Annotated in this window: 16 protein-coding genes and 3 tRNA genes; 13 read left to right on the top strand and 6 right to left on the bottom strand. The window is 58.8% G+C overall.

Annotated features, from left to right (window positions below; translation table 11 throughout):
• Positions 1–20: 20 nt before the first annotated feature.
• Positions 21–96 (top strand) — tRNA-Val (locus tag MWU54_RS01575).
• Positions 97–126: 30 nt separating this feature from the next.
• On the opposite strand, the gene MWU54_RS01570 is transcribed toward MWU54_RS01575, so the two are convergent.
• Complete coding sequence (locus MWU54_RS01570; RefSeq protein ID WP_247080315.1) at positions 127–978, bottom strand: LytTR family DNA-binding domain-containing protein; 852 nt, start codon at positions 976–978, stop codon at positions 127–129.
• Between the two features lie 249 nt (positions 979–1,227).
• On the opposite strand from MWU54_RS01570, the gene MWU54_RS01565 reads away from it, so the two are divergent.
• The 4 genes from MWU54_RS01565 (at position 1,228) to MWU54_RS01550 (ending at position 3,183) form a co-directional block, all read left to right on the top strand.
• On the top strand, positions 1,228–2,166 hold the full coding sequence (locus tag MWU54_RS01565) for a pirin family protein (RefSeq protein ID WP_247080313.1): 939 nt from the start codon (positions 1,228–1,230) through the stop codon (positions 2,164–2,166).
• 147 nt (positions 2,167–2,313) lie between these two features.
• Positions 2,314–2,835 carry a hypothetical protein gene (locus MWU54_RS01560; protein ID WP_247080312.1) on the top strand — a complete coding sequence of 174 codons (522 nt, stop codon included), beginning with the start codon at positions 2,314–2,316 and terminating at the stop codon, positions 2,833–2,835.
• 165 nt (positions 2,836–3,000) lie between these two features.
• Positions 3,001–3,077 (top strand) — tRNA-Asp (locus MWU54_RS01555).
• Positions 3,078–3,106: 29 nt separating this feature from the next.
• Positions 3,107–3,183: transfer RNA gene (locus MWU54_RS01550), tRNA-Asp, on the top strand.
• Between the two features lie 10 nt (positions 3,184–3,193).
• Here MWU54_RS01550 and MWU54_RS01545 read toward each other — a convergent pair.
• From MWU54_RS01545 to MWU54_RS01535, 3 genes are all read right to left on the bottom strand, one after another.
• Positions 3,194–4,057: an alpha/beta hydrolase gene (locus tag MWU54_RS01545; RefSeq protein WP_247080311.1), complete on the bottom strand. Its 864-nt coding sequence runs from the start codon at positions 4,055–4,057 to the stop codon at positions 3,194–3,196.
• Complete coding sequence (locus tag MWU54_RS01540) at positions 4,054–4,620, bottom strand: hypothetical protein (protein ID WP_247080310.1); 567 nt, start codon at positions 4,618–4,620, stop codon at positions 4,054–4,056. The genes MWU54_RS01545 and MWU54_RS01540 overlap by 4 nt, the downstream gene beginning before the upstream one ends.
• 117 nt (positions 4,621–4,737) lie before the next feature.
• Complete coding sequence (locus tag MWU54_RS01535) at positions 4,738–6,114, bottom strand: M20/M25/M40 family metallo-hydrolase (RefSeq protein ID WP_247080309.1); 1,377 nt, start codon at positions 6,112–6,114, stop codon at positions 4,738–4,740.
• A 286-nt stretch (positions 6,115–6,400) separates the two neighbouring features.
• Here MWU54_RS01535 and hemA point away from each other — a divergent pair, with 286 nt between their 5' ends.
• From hemA to MWU54_RS01510, 5 genes are all read left to right on the top strand, one after another.
• Positions 6,401–7,624, top strand: a complete 1,224-nt coding sequence (gene hemA, locus MWU54_RS01530) for a 5-aminolevulinate synthase (protein WP_247080308.1) — start codon at positions 6,401–6,403, stop codon at positions 7,622–7,624.
• A gap of 221 nt (positions 7,625–7,845) precedes the next feature.
• Entirely contained in the window at positions 7,846–9,357 is a 1,512-nt protein-coding gene (locus tag MWU54_RS01525; RefSeq protein WP_247080307.1) for a helix-turn-helix domain-containing protein, read from the top strand.
• 109 nt (positions 9,358–9,466) lie between these two features.
• The gene (ispG, locus tag MWU54_RS01520) at positions 9,467–10,588 is read left to right on the top strand and encodes a flavodoxin-dependent (E)-4-hydroxy-3-methylbut-2-enyl-diphosphate synthase (RefSeq protein WP_247080306.1); all 1,122 of its coding nucleotides are present in this window, start codon (positions 9,467–9,469) and stop codon (positions 10,586–10,588) included.
• A gap of 63 nt (positions 10,589–10,651) precedes the next feature.
• Entirely contained in the window at positions 10,652–11,809 is a 1,158-nt protein-coding gene (locus MWU54_RS01515; RefSeq protein WP_247080304.1) for a DNA cytosine methyltransferase, read from the top strand.
• 4 nt (positions 11,810–11,813) lie between these two features.
• The gene (locus tag MWU54_RS01510) at positions 11,814–12,353 is read left to right on the top strand and encodes a GIY-YIG nuclease family protein (protein WP_247080302.1); all 540 of its coding nucleotides are present in this window, start codon (positions 11,814–11,816) and stop codon (positions 12,351–12,353) included.
• Between the two features lie 5 nt (positions 12,354–12,358).
• On the opposite strand, the gene MWU54_RS01505 is transcribed toward MWU54_RS01510, so the two are convergent.
• On the bottom strand, positions 12,359–13,111 hold the full coding sequence (locus MWU54_RS01505) for a DsbA family protein (protein WP_247080300.1): 753 nt from the start codon (positions 13,109–13,111) through the stop codon (positions 12,359–12,361).
• A 20-nt stretch (positions 13,112–13,131) separates the two neighbouring features.
• Positions 13,132–14,469, bottom strand: a complete 1,338-nt coding sequence (locus MWU54_RS01500; protein WP_247080298.1) for a M48 family metalloprotease — start codon at positions 14,467–14,469, stop codon at positions 13,132–13,134.
• Positions 14,470–14,526: 57 nt separating this feature from the next.
• On the opposite strand from MWU54_RS01500, the gene MWU54_RS01495 reads away from it, so the two are divergent.
• From MWU54_RS01495 to MWU54_RS01485, 3 genes are all read left to right on the top strand, one after another.
• The gene (locus tag MWU54_RS01495) at positions 14,527–15,681 is read left to right on the top strand and encodes an aminotransferase class I/II-fold pyridoxal phosphate-dependent enzyme (protein WP_247080296.1); all 1,155 of its coding nucleotides are present in this window, start codon (positions 14,527–14,529) and stop codon (positions 15,679–15,681) included.
• Positions 15,682–15,757: 76 nt separating this feature from the next.
• The gene (locus tag MWU54_RS01490) at positions 15,758–16,975 is read left to right on the top strand and encodes an N-acetylmuramoyl-L-alanine amidase (protein WP_247080294.1); all 1,218 of its coding nucleotides are present in this window, start codon (positions 15,758–15,760) and stop codon (positions 16,973–16,975) included.
• Positions 16,976–17,087: 112 nt separating this feature from the next.
• On the top strand, positions 17,088–19,640 hold the full coding sequence (locus MWU54_RS01485) for a PBP1A family penicillin-binding protein (protein WP_247080292.1): 2,553 nt from the start codon (positions 17,088–17,090) through the stop codon (positions 19,638–19,640).
• The last annotated feature ends 45 nt before the right edge of the window (positions 19,641–19,685 follow it).

Genomic DNA, 19,685 nt, shown 5'->3' with positions numbered 1-19,685 from the left:
TGGCTAAACCCCACGCCAGCGGGTGATTAGCTCAGTTGGTAGAGCGCTTCGTTTACACCGAAGATGTCGGGAGTTCGAGTCTCTCATCACCCACCATCCTTTCCCGATGTTCCTGTAATTCAAGCCTTATTCGGCATCGCGATGCAGGTGTTCCGTGGCCCAGGCCTGCACCTGATTCATCCGGGTGCGCGCGACGGGTACGGGCCGATCCGATTGCAAATGCAGCACCGGTTTGCCTGCTTCTTGCCCCAACGCTTTGGCGGCGTGCCGCGCGACCCACCAGCTTCGGTGTGTCTGGATGCCGTCCGTCGGGGTGGTTTGCGCCACGATATCGCCCAACCGCGCGCGAAGCCGGGTTTGTCCGTCGGACGTTGTGATTTCGACATGGTGTTCGCGGGCTTCAATCACCTTGATCGACTGAAGCGGGAACCGTTCGCCCCCCACGATGATCTGGCGCGATTCCGGAACGGGGTCTGGTTTTTGATCGGCTTCTTCCGTCTGCGGTGTATGTGCGGCGAGCACGATCGGGAACACGAAGCGGAAGAACACCGCTTCCAAGACCTGCACCGACAGGAAGTAGAAAAGTACATTTCCCTTCATGCTGGCCGGGTAGGTTCCGTTGCTCAAGTGGTAGAGGATCACGTTCTCGGCGAGGTAAACCGCAGGCAACAGGGCAAAAAACCCGATCAGCGATGTCGGGACACGCAGCGTTTCCTTGTGGGCCGTCGCAAAGGATTGCAATAGCATCAGCAGGCTGTAGCCGCTCATATATATCGCGTAGGACACAGGCCAGATCGCGGCGCTGACCCAAAGCGGAACAAATTCACGATTTCCAGACGGGTCAGTCGCAAAGAACAAGACGAGGGCGAGCCCGCAAAACAGCAGGAACCTGGGATCATTGACCACTTTGATATAGGTGATGAACGAAAAGCTGTGTCGCCCGCCGAGTGGATCCCAGACGTGCAGATCACGCGTCAACAATTCCCGAAATGATCTTGCGTGCATCATATAGGGCGAGTCAAAATCCTGGTCAGTTTCGTCTAACGTGTTCTATGCAAAAGACTATTAAATCAAGAGCACTTGGCGTTAATTAGCGTCAATAGGTTAACATGCGTGCAGTATGACACATGTTTATCTGTGCAATTTTGCACAAATGATAGCGGTATTTGCCGGTTTACGTGCGTTGATCGCGGGTTAACTATGTCGTGAACTGAATAGGAGGCGACTATGAGCTGGAATCCCGCACTTGACCCACATTGTCCAACCGGAGACGAGGTCGATGCCATCGACACTCTCATCGTGCCCAGAGCCCGCGATCTTGGTGGCTTCGAGGTGCGCCGCGCGTTGCCTGCGCCGCGTCGCCAGATGGTTGGTCCGTTTATCTTTTTCGACCAGATGGGACCGGCGGAGTTCCTGCCGTCGCGCGGTTTGGATGTGCGCCCGCACCCCCATATCGGCTTGGCGACAATCAGCTATCTGTATCGTGGGCGCATGCATCACCGCGACAGCCTTGGAACAGATCAGTGGATCGAACCCGGTGCGGTGAACTGGATGGTGGCCGGGCACGGGATTACCCATTCCGAACGCACCGATGATGTCACGCAAAAGGATCCGATGCCGTTTTTCGGTATCCAGACCTGGGTGGCCTTGCCAAAAGACCACGAAGACCGCGCACCGGAATTTGTCCATGCTGCCCCGTCAGAGCTTCCGTTTCTGGAAAGCGAGGGCAAGGAGGTGCGTCTGATCCTTGGATCCGCGTATGGCGAAACGGCTCCGGTCCAAACAGCGTCCGAGATGTTCTATGCCGATGTGGTTTTGCAAGCCGGGGCGGGGATTCCGTTGCCTGACAATCACGAAGACCGGGGTGTGTACGTTGTCGAAGGATCCGTGACCGTCGCGGGGCAGAGCTATGAGGCCGGACAGATGATGGTGTTCCGTCCCGGTGACAGCGTATCGCTGCATGCTGGACCACAAGGCGCGCGGTTGATGATGCTGGGCGGTGAGACATTGGAAGGTCCGCGTTACATCTGGTGGAATTTCGTGGCGTCTTCGAAAGAACGGATTGAAGAGGCCAAAGAAGCGTGGCGGCGCGAAGACTGGGCAAATGGGCGGTTCCATTTGCCGCCGGGCGATGATCAGGAGTTCATTCCAGCGCCAAACCGGTAAAGCCGCCAAAGTGGTAGACCAAAATCAATGAGAGATGTATTAATTTGGTGGGCCGTTAATATTGTGCCCACCAACTAATTTACAAAATACTACGGCCGGTTTTTGTCGGCAGATAACGAGGTTTTCAGTTATTGAAAGGTTGAGATATTGAATACGAAAGATTGGGCGATGGACGCCGTCAGCCATACACGTCGAGAGATTGCAAACGTACCGGCTAACAAATGGTGGAAAGCTCCGTGGGATCTCTACAAATGCGTTGATGCCAATCGAAAAACGCTTGGAAGCCCGTCCGAATACGAAGGCGAAGGGCTTAAGTTTTTGAAAGCCACAGCGGCACTTGCAGAAAAAAAAGATTGCGGCAATTGCCGGGAGTTTTCGGCTTCGACGTTTATGTATCTGGTGAATGCCGGTTATCTTGGGTCCATCGAGTGGGCTCAATACAAAGATGGTGATCACGCGTTTGTGGTTCTTAATCGGGCCGAGACGACGGACGGCGGGGCACCGTTGACATGGGGAAAGGACTGTTGGATCGCAGACTCTTGGGGCGACCGCGTTGTTCAGGCCAAAGACTATTGGGATGATATGCCTGGTTTCAAAGTGTACGCGCCGCGTATCCGTTTCCGGTACACGAACCTGAACCGCGCGCGGCTTGAATCTGCGGATGCATAGGCGCTACGGCCCGGCTTTGAGCGAATTTTTCGACCAAAGCCGAACCTTCTATGGGCAAGCTTTTCCGTAGATAGCGAGAAAACTGAATAGCATGCGAAATCGTGCTTGACGGGGCAGAGCACTGACCATAGAACCCGCGTCACGCCCAGATGCGGGCGGCAGTGAGCGGTTGTAGCTCAGTTGGTTAGAGTACCGGCCTGTCACGCCGGGGGTCGCGGGTTCGAGCCCCGTCAACCGCGCCACCACTGCCAAACGGATCAGCGTGAAATGCGCGGTTGTAGCTCAGTTGGTTAGAGTACCGGCCTGTCACGCCGGGGGTCGCGGGTTCGAGCCCCGTCAACCGCGCCATTTTCCCCTCTTAGATGATCTTGTTCAGGAACGCCAAAAGCGCATCCTGTGTGTCGCCCGGCGATTGGTCTGGGAAAAAGTGGCCGCCCGGAAGGGCCTGCGCGCGCATGTCCGACAGTCGGTCATCCCAGGTTGCGCGCACATCCAATAGCTGCGCCATCGCCCCGTCCTGTCCATACAGAACAAGCGCCGGGCAATGGACGCGGCGCTGCAGGTCTTTCTGGTCGTCGCGCCAGTCAATTTCGATGGCCGCGCGATAATCGTGGCACATGGCGCGAATGCAGTCCGGATCGCGCCAGGCGGTCCGGTACGCGAGGAGCAGTTCCGCATCGAAGTCATCCAGCGCGGCCTTGCCAAAGCCCAGCAAGCACCGTTCGAAATACGCGTCCGGATCATGCCCGATCAGCGTTTCCGGAAACGGCGCAGGCTGTGCCAGAAACAGCCAGTGATAATAGGCACGGGCGATGTCGGTCGTCATATGCGTCAACAGGTGCTCGGTTGGCACGATATCCATGACGGTCAGGCTTTTGATCGCATCGGGGTGGTCAAGGGCCATCCGGTGCGCTGCCCGTCCGCCCCGGTCATGTCCAACGACGTGGAACGCCGAATGACCCAGCGATGCCATCAGCGCGGCCATGTCAGATGCCATCAGCCGAAAGCTCATGTCTTCGACATGACGTGGTTTGCTGCTGTCGCCGTAGCCTCTGAGATCGGCTGTGACGACGGTAAAAGACTGCCCGAGGCGTGGCAAATAGGGACGCCACATCGCGCGGGTTTGTGGAAACCCGTGCAGCAAAAGAACCGGCGGACCGGTCCCGGTCACGTCGAATGCAAGTGTTTGTCCGTTTGTCCGAAAGGTCCGGGGCGCGCTCATTTCGCGCTTGAGGAAACCATCACGACGCTTGCCCAGTCAATACTTGCCAACTGTAATGTGCGTTCCTGGGCGTAGTCCAGAATTTCGGTGGCGTTGTTGAACCCGGCATATTCATACCCGGCCTGCACATAGCTGTCCGGAAGGCTGAACATACCGACAGCCGCGATGGCGCCGATCACCAGCCCACCTGCGTTCCAGCGGCCGCTGGCGCGCGGGTTCACGATCCGGAACAGGTTTCCAAGGAAGAAGATCGCAAGGCCGATCACCAGGATCGACACGCCGTTCATGGCGTAGGTCAGGAACTGGGAGGGCCAGCCCGAGGTCAGCAAAAGCGTCTGAACCCGCGCGGGATCGTTGACGGCCATCAAAGCGCCAATCGCCAGACCAAAGCCAAGCAGGGTCATAAGCACGGGCTTTTCCGCCTTAGAGAGGCCGGATTTTTCAACTTCCCACGGCTTGCGCTCGACGCGGGCTTCCTGCGGCAGAGCGGCAAACTTCGGGTCGAGCCGCTCAATGCGGCTCAGAAAGTCATTGCGGTCCTGTTTCCTGAGCGTTCTTTTCATGCGTTAAGATTTCGCTAGGAATTGTGACCAGAGTTTGGACGGTCTGCGACTGGCCCGGGGTATTGATGTGGTGAATCTCGGCGAAGTCAAAGCTTCGCCTTAATTCAGTCTGGGGCATTATCCTTGGCTGAGCGCATCCAGAATGCGCGCCCAACTGCGTGTGCCTTTGTGAAAGCTCTCCACGTCATATTTCTCGTTTGGGCTGTGAATCTGGTCGTCGTCCTTGCCAAAGCCGATCAGCATCGACTCTGTTCCCAGCAAGGATTGGAAATGCCCGGCGACAGGAATTGATCCGCCACTGCCAATAAAGGCGGCCTCTTGGGGCCATTCCTGGCTTAACGCGTCGCGGGCTTTTTCAAAGGCGGGGTTGTCGGTCGACATGACCGATGCCGCACTTGCGCCATGTTCCTTAAAATTGACGTTGCAATCGGCGGGCACCATTGCGCGGACCATTTCACGGAAGTTCTTGCGGATCTCGTGCGGATCCTGCGTGCCGACAAGACGGAAGCTGATCTTGGCACTGGCCTTGGAGGGCAGAACGGTTTTGAACCCTTCGCCCTGATAGCCGCCACCGATGCCGTTGACTTCGCAGGTCGGGCGGGACCACAGCATTTCCAGCGCGCTGCGCCCGGCCTCTCCGGCAAGATCGCTCAGACCGACGCTGCCAAGGAACGCCTTATGGTCAAACCCAAGCCCTTCCCATTGCGCCATCAACTCATCAGGCAGGTCGGGAACACCATCATAGAACCCGGGCACGGTGATGCGGCCGGCCTCGTCGTGCAGGGCGGCAATGATCTTTGCCAGCACCCGGATCGGGTTCATCGCCGCACCGCCGAACATGCCGGAATGCAGGTCTTTGTTGGGACCGGTGATGGTGATCTCTTCGCCCAACAACCCGCGCAGCATGGTTGTGATCGCCGGAACGCGGCTGTCGAACAGCCCGGTGTCGCAGATCAGCGCGATGTCGCTTTTGAGCTCGTCTGCGTTTTCTTTCAGGAACGGCACAAGCGATGGCGATCCGGATTCTTCCTCGCCTTCGAAAAAGAAGGTGATCTTGCAGGGCAGGGTGCCGTGTTCGGCTTTCCACGCGCGGCAGGCTTCAACAAAGGTCATCAATTGCCCCTTATCATCTGCCGTGCCGCGTCCGCGAATGACCTTGCCGTTAGGCGTGTCTTCGACCTGCGGATCAAACGGATCGCGGTCCCACAGATTGAGCGGATCGACGGGCTGCACGTCGTAATGCCCATAGAACAGCAGGTGCGGACCGGGGCCATCGACATGACCCACCACCATCGGGTGTCCCGGTGTTGGCCGTTTGGAGGCCTCGATGCCGATAGACTGCAGATCGGCCACCAGCCAGTCGGCCGCCTGGTCGCACTGCGTCTTGAACGCCGGGTCTGTAGAAATCGACGGTATACGCAGCAGGTCCATCAAACGGTCCAGACTGTTTGTCAGATCAGAATCGATGCGCGCAAGTACGGGGTCTACAGACATGTCAAAGCTCCTTGTCTGGTGATTTTTTCGGACCCTACCACCGCGCCGCGCACTGTCCAGAGCTGTCGGGGCAGCGGTTCAACGGCAAAGTCATGTCGAAAATACACAATTTTTCATGCCTCGCGCAGTTCGGGCGGGCAGGCTTGACTCAGATCAAGGCTGCGACGGTAAGTCATTCCCTAGAAAGATTGCCACGAAGGGATGCGATCTATATCCAATCCCAAGTTCTTAAGATGCCGACGTTGAGGTCTAAGCGACTCAGAACGCAGGCAAAAAGGAGACGCCGGTGAACTATACCGATAAACTGGACGACGCGCTGAACCGCCTGCATGAAGAAGGCCGGTATCGGACATTTATCGATATTGAGCGCACGAAGGGACAGTTCCCGCATGCGGTCTGGCGCAAGCCTGATGGGTCAGAGCAGAACATCACCGTCTGGTGTGGCAATGACTATCTTGGCATGGGCCAGCATCCCAAGGTTCTGGCCGCAATGCATGAAGCGCTGGATGCCACCGGCGCAGGGTCCGGCGGGACGCGCAATATTTCCGGCACCACGGTTTATCACAAGCGTCTTGAGGCAGAGATTGCCGATCTGCACCAGAAAGAAGCGGCGCTGCTGTTCACCTCGGCCTACATCGCAAACGATGCAACGCTGTCGACTTTGCCCAAATTGTTCCCGGGCATGATCATCTATTCGGATGCGTTGAACCACGCGTCGATGATCGAAGGTGTGCGACGCAACGGCGGGGCCAAGCGTATCTTCCGTCACAACGATGTCGACCATCTGCGCGAATTGCTCGCCGCGGACGATCCGGACGTCCCGAAGGTCATCGCTTTCGAATCGATCTATTCGATGGATGGCGATTTTGGCCCGATCGAAGCGATCTGTGATCTGGCGGATGAATTTGGCGCGTTGACCTATATCGACGAGGTGCACGCGGTTGGCATGTACGGCCCGCGCGGCGCCGGTGTGGCGGAACGGGATGGTCTGATGGACCGCATCGACATCATCAATGGCACCTTGGCCAAAGCCTATGGCGTGATGGGGGGCTATATCGCCGCTTCTGCCAAGATGTGCGACGCAATCCGGTCCTATGCCCCCGGTTTCATTTTCACCACGTCCTTGCCGCCAGCGGTTGCGGCAGGTGCGGCGGCGTCGGTGGCGCATCTCAAAACCGATCAGACGCTGCGCGACCAGCACCAGTTACAGGCGCGAATCCTGAAAATGCGTCTCAAGGGGCTGGGCCTGCCCATCGTGGATCATGGCAGCCACATCATTCCCGTGATGGTCGGCGATCCGGTGCACACCAAGAAGATGTCGGACATGATGTTGGAAAAGTTCGGGATTTACGTGCAACCGATCAATTTCCCAACGGTTCCACGCGGCACGGAACGGCTTCGGTTCACGCCATCGCCGGTGCACGGTCCGAAAGAGATCGACACATTGGTACACGCCATGGATGAACTCTGGGCGCATTGTGCGCTGAATCGTGCCGAACTGAGTGCTTAACGTTCGGAAACCGTGCAATAATCCTTGTCGTATGTTAGCGTAGGCGTAATAAAAAGCGCGACTCGACTCACCGGGTACGTGTAACGCAGGCAACGTGTAAACGGTAAGAACGGCAAGGGGCAGCGGGTATGATTGGGCGTAAATCCCCAAAACCATCGCAAGAGACGACTCTGGAAACTCCTCGGGGATTCGATGATTTCGAACTCCGATTGGGGGACGTCATGCGTGGGGAACGTGCGACCCTCGGCAAATCCCTGTTGGACGTTCAGCGCGAACTGCGCATCAAAGCCAGCTACATCGCCGCCATCGAAAACTGTGATCCCACCGCGTTTGACACGCCCGGCTTTATCGCCGGGTATGTGCGCTCCTATGCACGGTATCTGGGTATGGACCCGGATGACACCTATGCGGTGTTTTGTGCAGAAAGTGGATTTGAAACCGCGCATGGCATGTCCGACGCGGCATCGTCGCGCAAACAGATTGATGTGAAGGCGTCCAAGGGCCCGGTGGCGAACCGCGATCCGTTTTCACAGCCCGCTTTACCCTTCGCCCCCAGCAGCGATTCCATCCTGTCACGCGTAGAGCCCGGCGCGATTGGATCAACGCTTGTGCTTGTGCTGCTTCTGGGCGGGCTTGGGTATGGCGGGTTTTCCGTTCTGAAAGAAGTCCAGCGCGTGCAGCTTGCGCCGGTTGATCAGACACCGGTTGTCCTGTCTGATCTCGATCCGCTGCAAACCACCCTTCAGCCGACGCAAGAGGGTGACGCGACAGAAGACACATTGGCCGACGCGACCGGGGCAGGGGTGTTCACGCCTCCTGCAACCACCGAAGCGTTCGATCGGCTCTATCGCCCGCAAGCCCTTGATGTGCCGGTATTGGTGGCGCGGGATGCGCCAATCTCAACGCTGGATCCAAACAGTGTCGGCGCATTTGCACAGATTGCCGGTCAGTCCTTGCCATCGGTTGATCTGGAACCGGCGGAAAGTTTTGCAGGCACACAACTGGCCTCCAGCGGCGCGTTGCCGGAAGACGGCATCACATTGATCGCGGCGCGCCCCGCTTGGGTGCGCGTCCGGGGCAACGATCGGTCAATCCTGTTCGAACGGGTCATGGCAGCTGGGGACACCTGGACCGTTCCCGCGTCCGAGGCCGATGCATTGCTGAATGTCGGCGAAAGCGGCGCGCTTTATGTTGCCGTAAACGGTCGGACCGTTGGTCCTGTGGGCCCGGCAGGAACGGTGACATCCGATCTGCCGCTGGACGGGCCGACACTGGTTGCCGCACTTGAACCGGCTGTTTTGCAGAATGACGGGGATCTGAACCGTGTTCTGGCTGATATGGGCACGCAGGTTACGCAACCCAGCATTGGTCAGCCAAAGATCCTGGAAGACACCGCACCCGGCGTGATGCTTGTCGCGGTTCGCCCTGCCTGGATCCGGGTCCGCGCTGCAGATGGCAGCGTGATTTATGAAACCATCATGAATGCCGGTGACACCTATCAGGTGCCCGCAACAGAACAGCCTCCAACATTGCGGGTTGGCGAATCCGGGGCGATCTATTTCGCCATGAATGGCCAAACCTATGGGCCGGCAGGCCCGCGCGGATCGGTGACATCTGATCTGGCGCTGTCGGTGGACGCCCTGTCGCAACAGTATTCGGTTGCCTCGATCGAAGCAGATAGCGATCTGGCGCGGGTTGTGGCGGAACTGGCTGTGCCGCAAATCTCTGAATAACCCCGTCCAACGGGTCACTTGACGCTTGAAGCGCCCCGCCTGCGGGCCTAGCTATATGGTTGGAAAAACTGTACAGTTTGGTTGACACTTCCCGCCGGAGGAGAGCTGCATGAGCCTCAATCACGTCCGCCCGTGGCGCAACATCTACCGCAGAAAATCGCGCCAGATCATGGTTGGTAACGTGCCGGTTGGAGGCGATGCGCCGATCACTGTGCAAACCATGACCAATACGCTGACGCCGGACGTCAAAGCGACCATCGCACAGGTTCAGGCCGCAGCGGATGCCGGTGCGGACATCGTCCGGATTTCGGTTCCCGATGAAGACAGCTCCCGCGCGTTGAAAGAGATCGTGAAGGAAAGCCCGGTTCCCATCGTCGCTGATATCCACTTTCACTACAAACGCGGGATCGAAGCGGCCGAGGCGGGCGCGGCCTGCCTGCGGATCAATCCGGGCAACATCGGATCATCTGAGCGTGTGAAAGAGGTGATCAAGGCGGCCCGCGACCACAATTGTTCGATCCGTATTGGCGTGAACGCGGGGTCTTTGGAAAAGCACCTGCTCGACAAGTACGGGGAACCCTGCCCGGACGCGATGGTGGAGTCTGGGCTCGACCATATCAAGATCCTGCAGGACAACGATTTTCACGAATTCAAGATCAGCTGCAAAGCGTCCGACGTGTTCATGGCCGCAGCCGCCTATCAACAACTGGCGGACGCCACCGATGCGCCGATTCACCTTGGGATCACCGAAGCCGGTGGATTGATGTCGGGCACGATCAAATCGGCGATTGGTCTGGGCAATCTTCTTTGGATGGGCATCGGCGACACCATCCGCGTATCGCTGTCGGCGGACCCTGTCGAAGAAGTGAAGGTTGGATACGAGATCCTTAAGTCTCTTGGCCTGCGCCACCGGGGCGTCAACATCATCTCTTGCCCGAGCTGCGCGCGCCAAGGCTTTGATGTCATTAAGACAGTTGAGGCTTTGGAAAAGCGGCTTGAGCACATCAAGACCCCGATGAGCCTGTCGATTATCGGTTGCGTTGTGAACGGCCCGGGCGAAGCCTTGATGACCGATGTTGGCTTCACTGGCGGTGGCAACGGGTCCGGCATGGTGTATCTGGCGGGCAAGCAAAGTCACAAACTGTCCAACGATCAGATGATTGACCACATCGTTGAACAGGTCGAAACCAAGGCAGCAGAGCTCGATGCGGCGGCCGAAGCCGCGGAATAGTTCACTCTTTGTTCTTGATGATTTAGTATCGACTTGGCAGAAAATATTGAGCTAGGTTTAGTTATGGCGCATCAATTCGATACCAATCCTAGATATGCGGAGTTTTTTGCCGGCGGCGGCATGGTCTCTGCTGCTTTGAGGGACAACTGGTCGTGTGCTTTGGCCAATGACGTTGACCCGATGAAATGCGCGACTTTTCGCGCCAATTGGCCCGATGGCAATTTGATTGAAGGAGATATCCGCGACCTGCCTATATCCGCGTTGTATCAACCGATCGATCTTTATTGGGCTTCCAGTCCGTGCCAGGACTTTTCCCTAGCGGGGGCAGGGGCCGGTTTGCAGGGCAAGAGATCCAGCGTTGTTACACCTTGGCTCGATCTCGTTGAGAGCGCAGTACATACAGGCTTTTCTCCGAAAATTATCGCCTTCGAAAACGTAGTTGGCATGTTGTCCCGCGACAAAGGCACGGCGCTTTGGGAGGTTTTGCGACGGATCATTCGGTGTGGGTATCGGGTCGGTGCTCTCAATATCAATGCGCAATTGTTTGTCCCACAATCGCGCCCTCGGATTTTTGTCATTGCGGTGCGGAATGATATTGAAGTTTCGCCTGATATGCTGAGCGGTAGCCCGGTTCTACCATGGCACGATAAACCGATCATGCGCTTTGTAGAACGCGGAAGTGCTCGATTGCGGCAAAATTGGTTATGGTGGAACTTGCCTTTGCCTACGAAATCAGTACCCGAGTTGTCAGGTTTCATCGAAGCCGCGCCAACGTCTGCATGGTTTTCGCAATCGCAAACCCGGGCGATTTTGCAAATGATGGACGACAAAAATCTGGAAAAAGTCCACGCGGCAAATAAAGCCGGTAAAGTGATGGTCGGAACATTGTATAAACGTGGACGTCCAGGAATAGATGGGACCACACGTCAGCGCGCAGAAGTTCGTTTTGATGGGATTGCAGGTTGTTTGCGAACCCCGGCAGGCGGATCGTCTCGCCAGACGCTAGTATTTGTGGACGGACAGAAGGTGCGTATGAGGCTGCTGGACGCACGTGAAGCGCTCTCGCTGATGGGATTGCCAAGGGATTATATTGCGCCCCAACGTTATAATGACGCTTATAAAGTCGCCGGAGATGGCGTTGTTGTGCCGGTAGTAGAACATCTTGACCGCCATCTCTTTCGTCCGCTTGTTGTGCCCCACTTTGCTGCGGTTGCGGCTTAGGCGCATGGACGCCAAAGCTTTTCGCAGTGCCGCCCTGCAACAACTCACGAATGATGTAGGTGTGTATGCTTTGTGCGATCTGGATTGTGTACCGATCTACGTCGGGCAATCAGTAGATGGTATTCGTGCGCGGGTACGACGCCATCTGACCAGCGCACGATCTGACATTATTGCGAACCGTCAGATTGATGTGTGGGAGATCGGATTTGTTCTCGCATGGCCTGTGGAAGAAGTGACGCAAATTCCTGATTTGGAAGCGTTTCTTTTCACAAGATATGATGCACAGAGCCGTCTGATGAATGGTAAGACCTTGCCAGTAAAAAAAGAGCTACCGTTTGCTGAACCAGTCCATCAAAGCGTACAGATTGTGGACGATGCAGAGTTACAAATACGACGCGACCCAGCGAATCGTTTGCCGCGTCAGATTGCACAGTATTTGAGGCTGGTGGACTATATTCAGACAGTCAAAGACGCGCCGCATCTCAAACGATCGCTCGACGCGCATTTTGAGCGGTTGATAAAATATCACCGTAGCTTTCTGTAAAAGGTCTAACTCCGCTCTTCTTCGATCACGCCGCGCATCGCGTCGAGCGGTAGGTAGCCCCGGATCATTTGGCCGCCCATGACAAAGCTGGGGGTGCCGCTGATCTGCAGTTGCTGTGCAAGCGCGCGTGTCTGGGCAAGCTGTTCGGTGATCGCGTCACCGTCCATCGCGGCGATCACTGCGTCAGCATCAAGGCCAAGTGTTTCGGCAAGGCGCCGCAACACCGGTTCCTGCATGTCCGCATTCAGCGCGATCAGCGCTTCGTTCGCGGCCTTGTAGGCGTCATCCCCGGCCACTTCGCGCACGGCCAGTGCAAACCGGGCCGAGATGACGGAGTTTTCGCCGAGGATCGGGAATTCCTTGGCGATGTAGCGAATGTTGCCATCGGTTTCGAGCAATTCCTGAACTTCGGGATGTGCCCGGCGGCAGAAGCCGCAGCGATAGTCGAAGAACTCGACAATCGTGACATCGCCATCCGGGTTGCCCCCGACCCAGGAATACCCGTCATTGAATAGGGCATCTGCGTGATCTGCCACCAAGGCCAGATCCCCTTGCGCCTGTTCCTCGGCCTGCCGGTTTTCAAGAACCTGTACGGCTTCCATGATCACTTCGGGATTGGCCAGCAGATATTCCCGGACCTGCGCGCCGAATGCGTCCCGCTGGGCGTCGGTCATATCGGACAAATCAAGATCCGCAGCGGGAAGGCTGGTGGCGATCATGAGCGCCGCAAGAGAGCAGGCAAGGCGGGATTTGAACATCGGTGTCTCCATTAACCGGTCTAGCGCCGACCGGCGCGTTGCGCAGCATTTAACACATCCTGCGCGCGTTTCCATGGGCCGGATCCCCGGGCCAACACGCCTTCGGCACGTTTTGCGTGGATCTCGGCGTCTTTCAGGCGGCCTTGCAGCGCGTAGCGTTCGGCGGTGACCAGCGACGCCATGCCGGGATTGCCGGTTTTTGCGTATGCCACGGACAGGTCGCGCAGAATGCGCGCATCGCCGAAATCGCGGCCTCGGGCGGCTTCCAGCACGCGCAGCGCCTCAGAGGCGTTTCCCGCTGCAAGATGCGCCCGGCCCAATCCGCCCAGGATCAAAGGTTCCCGCGGGGCCAGTCGCGCGGCGGCTGAGTAGACGGCCACGGCGTCGAACGCGCGGCGTGATTCGAGCAGAATTTGCCCCTTGAGGTCACGCAGGAACGGATCGTTGGGGCGCATGCCAATGGCGGCATCAATATTGGACAGCGCTTTGCCCAGATTGCTCTGCCGGTGATAGGCCACCGCTTTGCGCATGCTGGCAATGTCGGCAGACCCGCTGGTGTCGGCGCGCCGCAAGGTCCAGTTCGGCGCACGTGTGAAGGCCGTCAGTTTTCCCTTGGCCCTGGCAAACCAGTAATTCGCTGCCGGATCCGGGGGAGTTGCGGCGGACGCGCTGGCCACCAGCCCCCGAAGTGCCCGCAATCGGTCGCGGGTCAGAGGGTGAGATCGCATGTAGGGGTCCTGGCGGGACACCGCCAGCGCTTCCTGCCCGCGAAAGATGTCCTGCACCTCGATCGCGCCCTGAGGGTCGATGCCCGCGCGCACAAGATACCGGATCGAACTGATATCCGCCGAGGATTCTTCGGCGCGGGTATGGGCCAGAAAGCTGCGCAAGGCCGAGGTTTGGGATCCTATGGCAACGCCCGCCGCGGCTTTGCCTCCCCCTGCGGCTGCTGCGGCCGCGGCAAGCACCAAGCCCAGACCGGCGGCTGTGCGGGCGGTGCGGATATTGCCCATGCGGCGCGAGATATGACCGTTGGAAATATGCGCTGCTTCATGCGCGATAACCGCCTGCAACTGTGCTGCCGTGTCGAGTTTGGCCAGCAATCCGGAATGGATAAAGATGTGCTGCGTGTCGACGATAAACGCGTTGAGCTTGTTGTCGTTGACCAAAAGGATGCGCACCTGATTGGGGCTCAGACCTGCGGCGCGCAGAACCGGCGCACCAAGCTGCTTGAGCGCGTATTCGATATCGGCATCGCGCAGCAACTGAGCCGCGCGCACCGGAGCAGCCCCGACCAGAGCCGTCAGGCAGAGGACCAACCCGGTCATCCGCAAAAGATGCAGTGTCGCTCTATACATTGACCTTGCCCTGTATTCGCCCCTAGGTCTGCCACCAAGCAGTTTACGGAGAGATTGATGCGGAACTCAAGCCGTGGGGCGGTTGATCCCTTCATCGTGATGGATGTCATGGAAGCGGCGCGGCAGGCGGAAGAGGCCGGGCGTCACATTATCCACATGGAAGTAGGCCAACCAGGCACGCCCGCGCCGATGCGGGCACGGGACGCGCTGACCGAGGCGATGCGCGACAATCCGCTGGGCTATACGGTTGCGCTGGGGCTTCCGGCGCTGCGCGCGCGGATCGCGCAGCTGTATGGGGAATGGTACGATGTCGATCTGGATCCGGCGCGTGTGGTTGTCACGCCGGGATCGTCCGGCGGATTTATCTTGGCCTTCACAGCGCTTTTTGATGCCGGTGACCGGATCGCCCTTGGTGCACCGGGCTATCCGTCCTACCGCCAGATCATGAAGTCGCTCGACCTTGTTCCGGTCGAAATCCAGACCCGGGCCGAGGCACGGTTCCAAATGGAGCCGTCTGACCTTACCGGTGTCGACTACGAGGGCATGATGGTGGCGTCGCCTGCAAACCCCACCGGCACCATGCTGGGCAAGCCCGCCTTGTCCAAGCTGATCGACGCGGCACACGCGCGCGGCGCGACGTTCCTGTCGGACGAGATTTACCACGGGATCGAGTATGATCAGAAGGCGGTGACTGCGCTGCAGATCAGTGATGATGTCTGCGTCATCAATTCGTTTTCCAAGTACTTCAGCATGACAGGCTGGCGGGTCGGGTGGCTGGTGGTGCCGGAAGGATCGGTGCGTCAGGTCGAACGCCTTGCGCAGAACATGTTCATCTGTGCGCCGCATGCCGCGCAGGTTGCCGCCCTGGCGGCGATGGATGCAGGCGATGAGCTTGAGACAAACATGGCGGTCTATCGGGAAAACCGCCGTCTGATGATCGAAGGATTGCCCGGCGCCGGGTTTGACCGCATCGCACCGCCCGACGGCGCGTTTTATGTCTATGCCGATATCTCGCACCTGACCGAGGACAGCCGGGCCTTTGCGCGCGCGATCCTTGATGAAGCCGGGGTCGCGGTGACGCCGGGGCTGGATTTCGATCCGGTGCGCGGGGGCGGGACGTTGCGCTTTTCCTATGCGCGCTCGACCGAGGATATCGTCGAAGGCCTTGCCAGACTGAAGACGTTCATGACGCAGCACGGGCATTTGGGATAGCGCTTCAAGCCTGTCCTCGGTCCTGCGAATCCGGTATAGTTTCGCCAACGGCCCGATCAGAGGCCTGTGGTGTACAATGAGCGGTGTCTTGAAACGGTTTTTGGCTGTTGTGCTGTCAGCCTGTCTGACGGGGTCTGCGCTTGCGCAGGATCTTGGCGCATTGGCACGTTTTGAAAGCGGATCGTTCGAGGACCGCTGGGGTGGGGCGGAACTGACCCTGACGATCAGTCAGGGTGTCCCGTGGCGCGTGTTCACGCTGGGTCAGCCCAACCGGCTGGTCATGGATTTTCGGGAAGTGCAATGGGGCGATGTCGATCCTCAGACCCTCATTGCCGGGGACAGTGTCAGAAAGCTTCGCATGGGCGGGTATCGTCCGGGCTGGTCGCGGCTTGTTGCGGAACTGTCGGACCCCATGCTGGTCAATACCGCAGAGCTGGCGACAGACGTAACCTCGGGGCGCGCCACGATCCGCGTTGTGCTGGATGCCGCGGATCAGGCGGCGTTCGATGCGGCCTCTGGCGCGCCACGCGACGCGCGCTGGGATTTGCCGGTGCCTGCGGAGGTCACCCAATTGCAACCACGCGATCCGGAACGGGTGAGGGTCGTCCTTGATCCGGGCCATGGCGGTATCGACCCTGGGGCCGAACGGGGCGACGTGCGCGAAGCGGACCTGATGCTGACCTTCGCGCGCGAGGTGCAGGAGGTACTGCGCCGGGCAGGGGGCTTTGACGTGTCTCTCACCCGGGATGGCGACTATTTCGTGTCGCTTGAGGCCCGTGTGGCGGCGGCGCGGGACGCCGGGGCGGATATCTTTATCTCCTTGCATGCCGATGCGTTGGCCGAAGGCGAGGCCCGGGGCGCGGCGGTCTATACCCTGTCGGACGAGGCGTCGGACGCCGCATCAGCCGCATTGGCCGAACGTCACGACCGGGATGATCTGCTGGCGGGTGTTGACCTGACCAACTCGGATGACCGGGTTGCCAATGTGTTGATGAGCCTTGCGCGCTTGCAGAACGCCCCGCGCAGCGAGGCCTTGGCCCGGCATCTGCTGTCTGGCATCGAAAATGCTGTCGGACGCGTGCACAAACGCCCGCTGCGCAGCGCTGGATTTTCGGTGTTGAAGGCGGCGGATATTCCGTCGGTTCTGCTTGAGGTGGGGTTCCTGTCCACCGATGCCGATCTGAAAAACCTCAGCGATCCGATCTGGCGGCAGGGCATGGCCGCAGGGGTGCGTGACGGATTGATCGCGTGGCGCGACGAGGACGCGGCCCTAGCACCGCTAAGGCAGAAATAAATCCCGCCATGACCTTGCGTCATAGGCGGCGCAATGCCGGAGACCACCGCATTGTGTTTTGACCATCTTCCCCCATTTTTGTAGGGGTAGTGAACCGGAACAGGGGTACAGAGTGACCAGATTCATCCTGTCTTTCTTTGGAGCGATTTTTACGCTCGTGACTATGGGCACCATGATGGTCGCGCTGGCCATTGGTGCGATCTTCTGGATGTACGGTCGCGATCTGCCAAGCCACGAAAGCCTTGCGCAATATACCCCGCCCACGATCAGCCGGATTTACTCGGTTGAAGGCAAGATCATCGACGAATTCGCAGAGGAACGCCGGTTGTTCACGCCGGCCAACGAAGTGCCTGATCTGGTCAAACAAGCGTTCATTTCTGCCGAAGACAAGAATTTCTACACCCATCAGGGATACGATCTGCGCGGCATCGCGGCGGCGGCCGTGGATGCGGTGATCTCGCGCGGGCAGGATGTGCGCGGGGCGTCAACGATCACCCAGCAGGTGATGAAGAACTTCCTGTTGTCGGGCGACCGCAGGGTCGAACGCAAGATCAAGGAAATTATTCTGGCCTCCCGGATTGAGGATACGCTGAGCAAGGAAAAGATCCTCGAACTCTATATGAACGAGATCTTTCTGGGTCAGAACTCCTATGGCGTGACGGCCGCGGCGCAGACCTATTTCAACAAAGCCCTGACGGAACTCGCCCCGCACGAAGCGGCGACACTGGCGTCGATGCCGAAAGCACCATCCGAATTTCACCCGGTGCGCCGCAAGGATCGGTTGCTGGCGCGGCGGAACTTCGTTCTGAAAGAGATGTTCGAGAACGGCTTTATCGACCAATCGACCTACGAGACCGAGGTCGCGATGCCGCTGAAATCGGTACAGAACGGCGATTACGAACCCTTCCGCGCGGCATTGCCGCCACGCAACTACTTCACCGACGAAATCCGCCGCCAGTTGAGCGTTGATTTCGGTGAGGCCGAGTTCTTCTCGGGCGGCTTCAGTGTCCGGGCGACTCTGGACCGGGAATTGCAGGTCGAAGCGGAAGACGCGCTGCAGCGCGCACTGGAACGCTACGACCGATCCCAAGGGGTTTGGCGCGGCACGGGCAAGACCCTTCCGGCAGATCAGTTGACCGACGAAGCCACCTGGCGCGAGGCGTTGAGCAACGTTGCCATTGCACGCGATGTCCGGCTGGAAAACCCGTGGTATCCGGCGGTGGTGCTTGAGATCGGCACCAATGATGCGCGGATCGGCATCGAAGGCGTGCCCGATGATGAAGACGGGCACTGGATTCCGGCGCGCGACGTGCAATGGGCCCGCAAGCGCAATGAGGACGGATCGCTGGGGCGCAAGGGGCAGGTTGCCGGTGATCTGGTGTCGGTGGGGGACGTGGTGCATGTGCGCCGCATGACAGCCGACGATGATGGTAGCTTTATTCGCTGGACCTTGCGGCAGGTGCCACAGGTGCAGGGCGCGTTCATGGCAATGGACGTCAACACCGGGCGCGTCATTGCGATGCAGGGCGGGTTTTCGTACCAGCATTCGGTGTTTAACCGCGCGACACAGGCGCAACGTCAGCCGGGATCCAGCTTTAAACCGTTCGTCTATGCAGCGGCTTTGGACAGCGGGTATTCCCCGGCAACAATCGTTGTCGACGCCCCGATCGAGATCAACACACCGCAAGGTGTGTGGCGGCCCAAAAACGCGTCCAACCGGTTTTACGGACCAACGCCACTGCGCACCGGCATTGAACAGTCGCGCAACCTGATGACCATCCGACTGGCGCAAGAGGTCGGGATGGATGTCGTCGCCAGCTATGCCGAAAAGTTCGGCGTCTATGACAATATGGGCCGCGTTTTGGCCAACGCCCTGGGGGCAGACGAAACCACGCTGTACAAAATGGTCGCGTCCTACGCGATGTTCGCCAATGGCGGCGAACGGGTGGAACCGACACTGGTGGACCGGGTGCAGGACCGCTTTGGCAATACCGTCTACAAGCACGATCAGCGCGTCTGCGAAGATTGTACCCTGGCCAGTCTGCAAGCGGGGCAGGGACCAACCGTGCGCAGCAACCGCGAACGCGTGATGGATCCGGTCACCGCCTATCAGCTCACCTCCATGATGACGGGTGTGGTCGAACGCGGCACCGCGCGGAAATCCGTGAACCTGCCGGTGCCAACGGCGGGTAAGACCGGCACAACCAACGACGCCAAAGACGTCTGGTTCGTTGGCTTCACGTCCAACATCGTGGCGGGCTGCTACATCGGGTTTGACCAGCCCCGCAGCCTGGGGCGCGGTGCGTCGGGTGGCGGCATGTGCGGACCGGTCTTCAATTCGTTTATGCAAAAGGCCGTTGCCAAATACGGCGGCAGCGATTTTCGCCCGCCCGAGAGCTGCCAGTTCATCAAGATCGACCGGACCACCGGCGCACGCCTTTCGGACAGCGCCAGCGGCGACAGCGTTGTTGCCGAATGCTTCCGTGAAGGCGAAGAGCCGATCTTCGGGATCCAGTTCGACGGCGGATTTGCCATGGGCTCCAATTTCGAACTGTTCGAAGGCGCGGGGCAGGTGGCAAAACAGGTCACCACCTCCAGCGGGGGCACCGCGATTGTGGGACCAAAGGCAAGTTTCGGAACGCTGAGTTCCGGCGGGCTTTACTAACCCCATCGCAGACAGCCAGTCGCGTCCGCCGCCTTGAAGGGGCGG

It is taken from the genome of Marivita sp. S6314 (assembly GCF_023015985.1).
Taxonomy (GTDB): Bacteria; Pseudomonadota; Alphaproteobacteria; order Rhodobacterales; family Rhodobacteraceae; genus Marivita.
The sequence above is the reverse complement of the archived record's forward strand: the minus strand, read 5'-3'. Positions and strand labels throughout refer to the sequence as shown.

Excerpts from the sequence above, each read along its gene's own strand:
- MWU54_RS01535 (WP_247080309.1), bottom strand. The coding sequence starts at position 6,114 with ATGTCTGTAGACCCCGTACTTGCGCGCATCGATTCTGATCTGACAAAC.
- MWU54_RS01515 (WP_247080304.1), top strand. The coding sequence starts at position 10,652 with ATGGCGCATCAATTCGATACCAATCCTAGATATGCGGAGTTTTTTGCC.
- MWU54_RS01500 (WP_247080298.1), bottom strand. The coding sequence starts at position 14,469 with ATGTATAGAGCGACACTGCATCTTTTGCGGATGACCGGGTTGGTCCTC.
- MWU54_RS01540 (WP_247080310.1), bottom strand. The coding sequence starts at position 4,620 with ATGAAAAGAACGCTCAGGAAACAGGACCGCAATGACTTTCTGAGCCGC.
- MWU54_RS01505 (WP_247080300.1), bottom strand. The coding sequence starts at position 13,111 with ATGTTCAAATCCCGCCTTGCCTGCTCTCTTGCGGCGCTCATGATCGCC.
- MWU54_RS01495 (WP_247080296.1), top strand. The coding sequence starts at position 14,527 with ATGCGGAACTCAAGCCGTGGGGCGGTTGATCCCTTCATCGTGATGGAT.
- ispG (WP_247080306.1), top strand. The coding sequence starts at position 9,467 with ATGAGCCTCAATCACGTCCGCCCGTGGCGCAACATCTACCGCAGAAAA.
- MWU54_RS01545 (WP_247080311.1), bottom strand. The coding sequence starts at position 4,057 with ATGAGCGCGCCCCGGACCTTTCGGACAAACGGACAAACACTTGCATTC.
- MWU54_RS01525 (WP_247080307.1), top strand. The coding sequence starts at position 7,846 with ATGCGTGGGGAACGTGCGACCCTCGGCAAATCCCTGTTGGACGTTCAG.
- MWU54_RS01490 (WP_247080294.1), top strand. The coding sequence starts at position 15,758 with ATGAGCGGTGTCTTGAAACGGTTTTTGGCTGTTGTGCTGTCAGCCTGT.
- MWU54_RS01510 (WP_247080302.1), top strand. The coding sequence starts at position 11,814 with ATGGACGCCAAAGCTTTTCGCAGTGCCGCCCTGCAACAACTCACGAAT.
- MWU54_RS01565 (WP_247080313.1), top strand. The coding sequence starts at position 1,228 with ATGAGCTGGAATCCCGCACTTGACCCACATTGTCCAACCGGAGACGAG.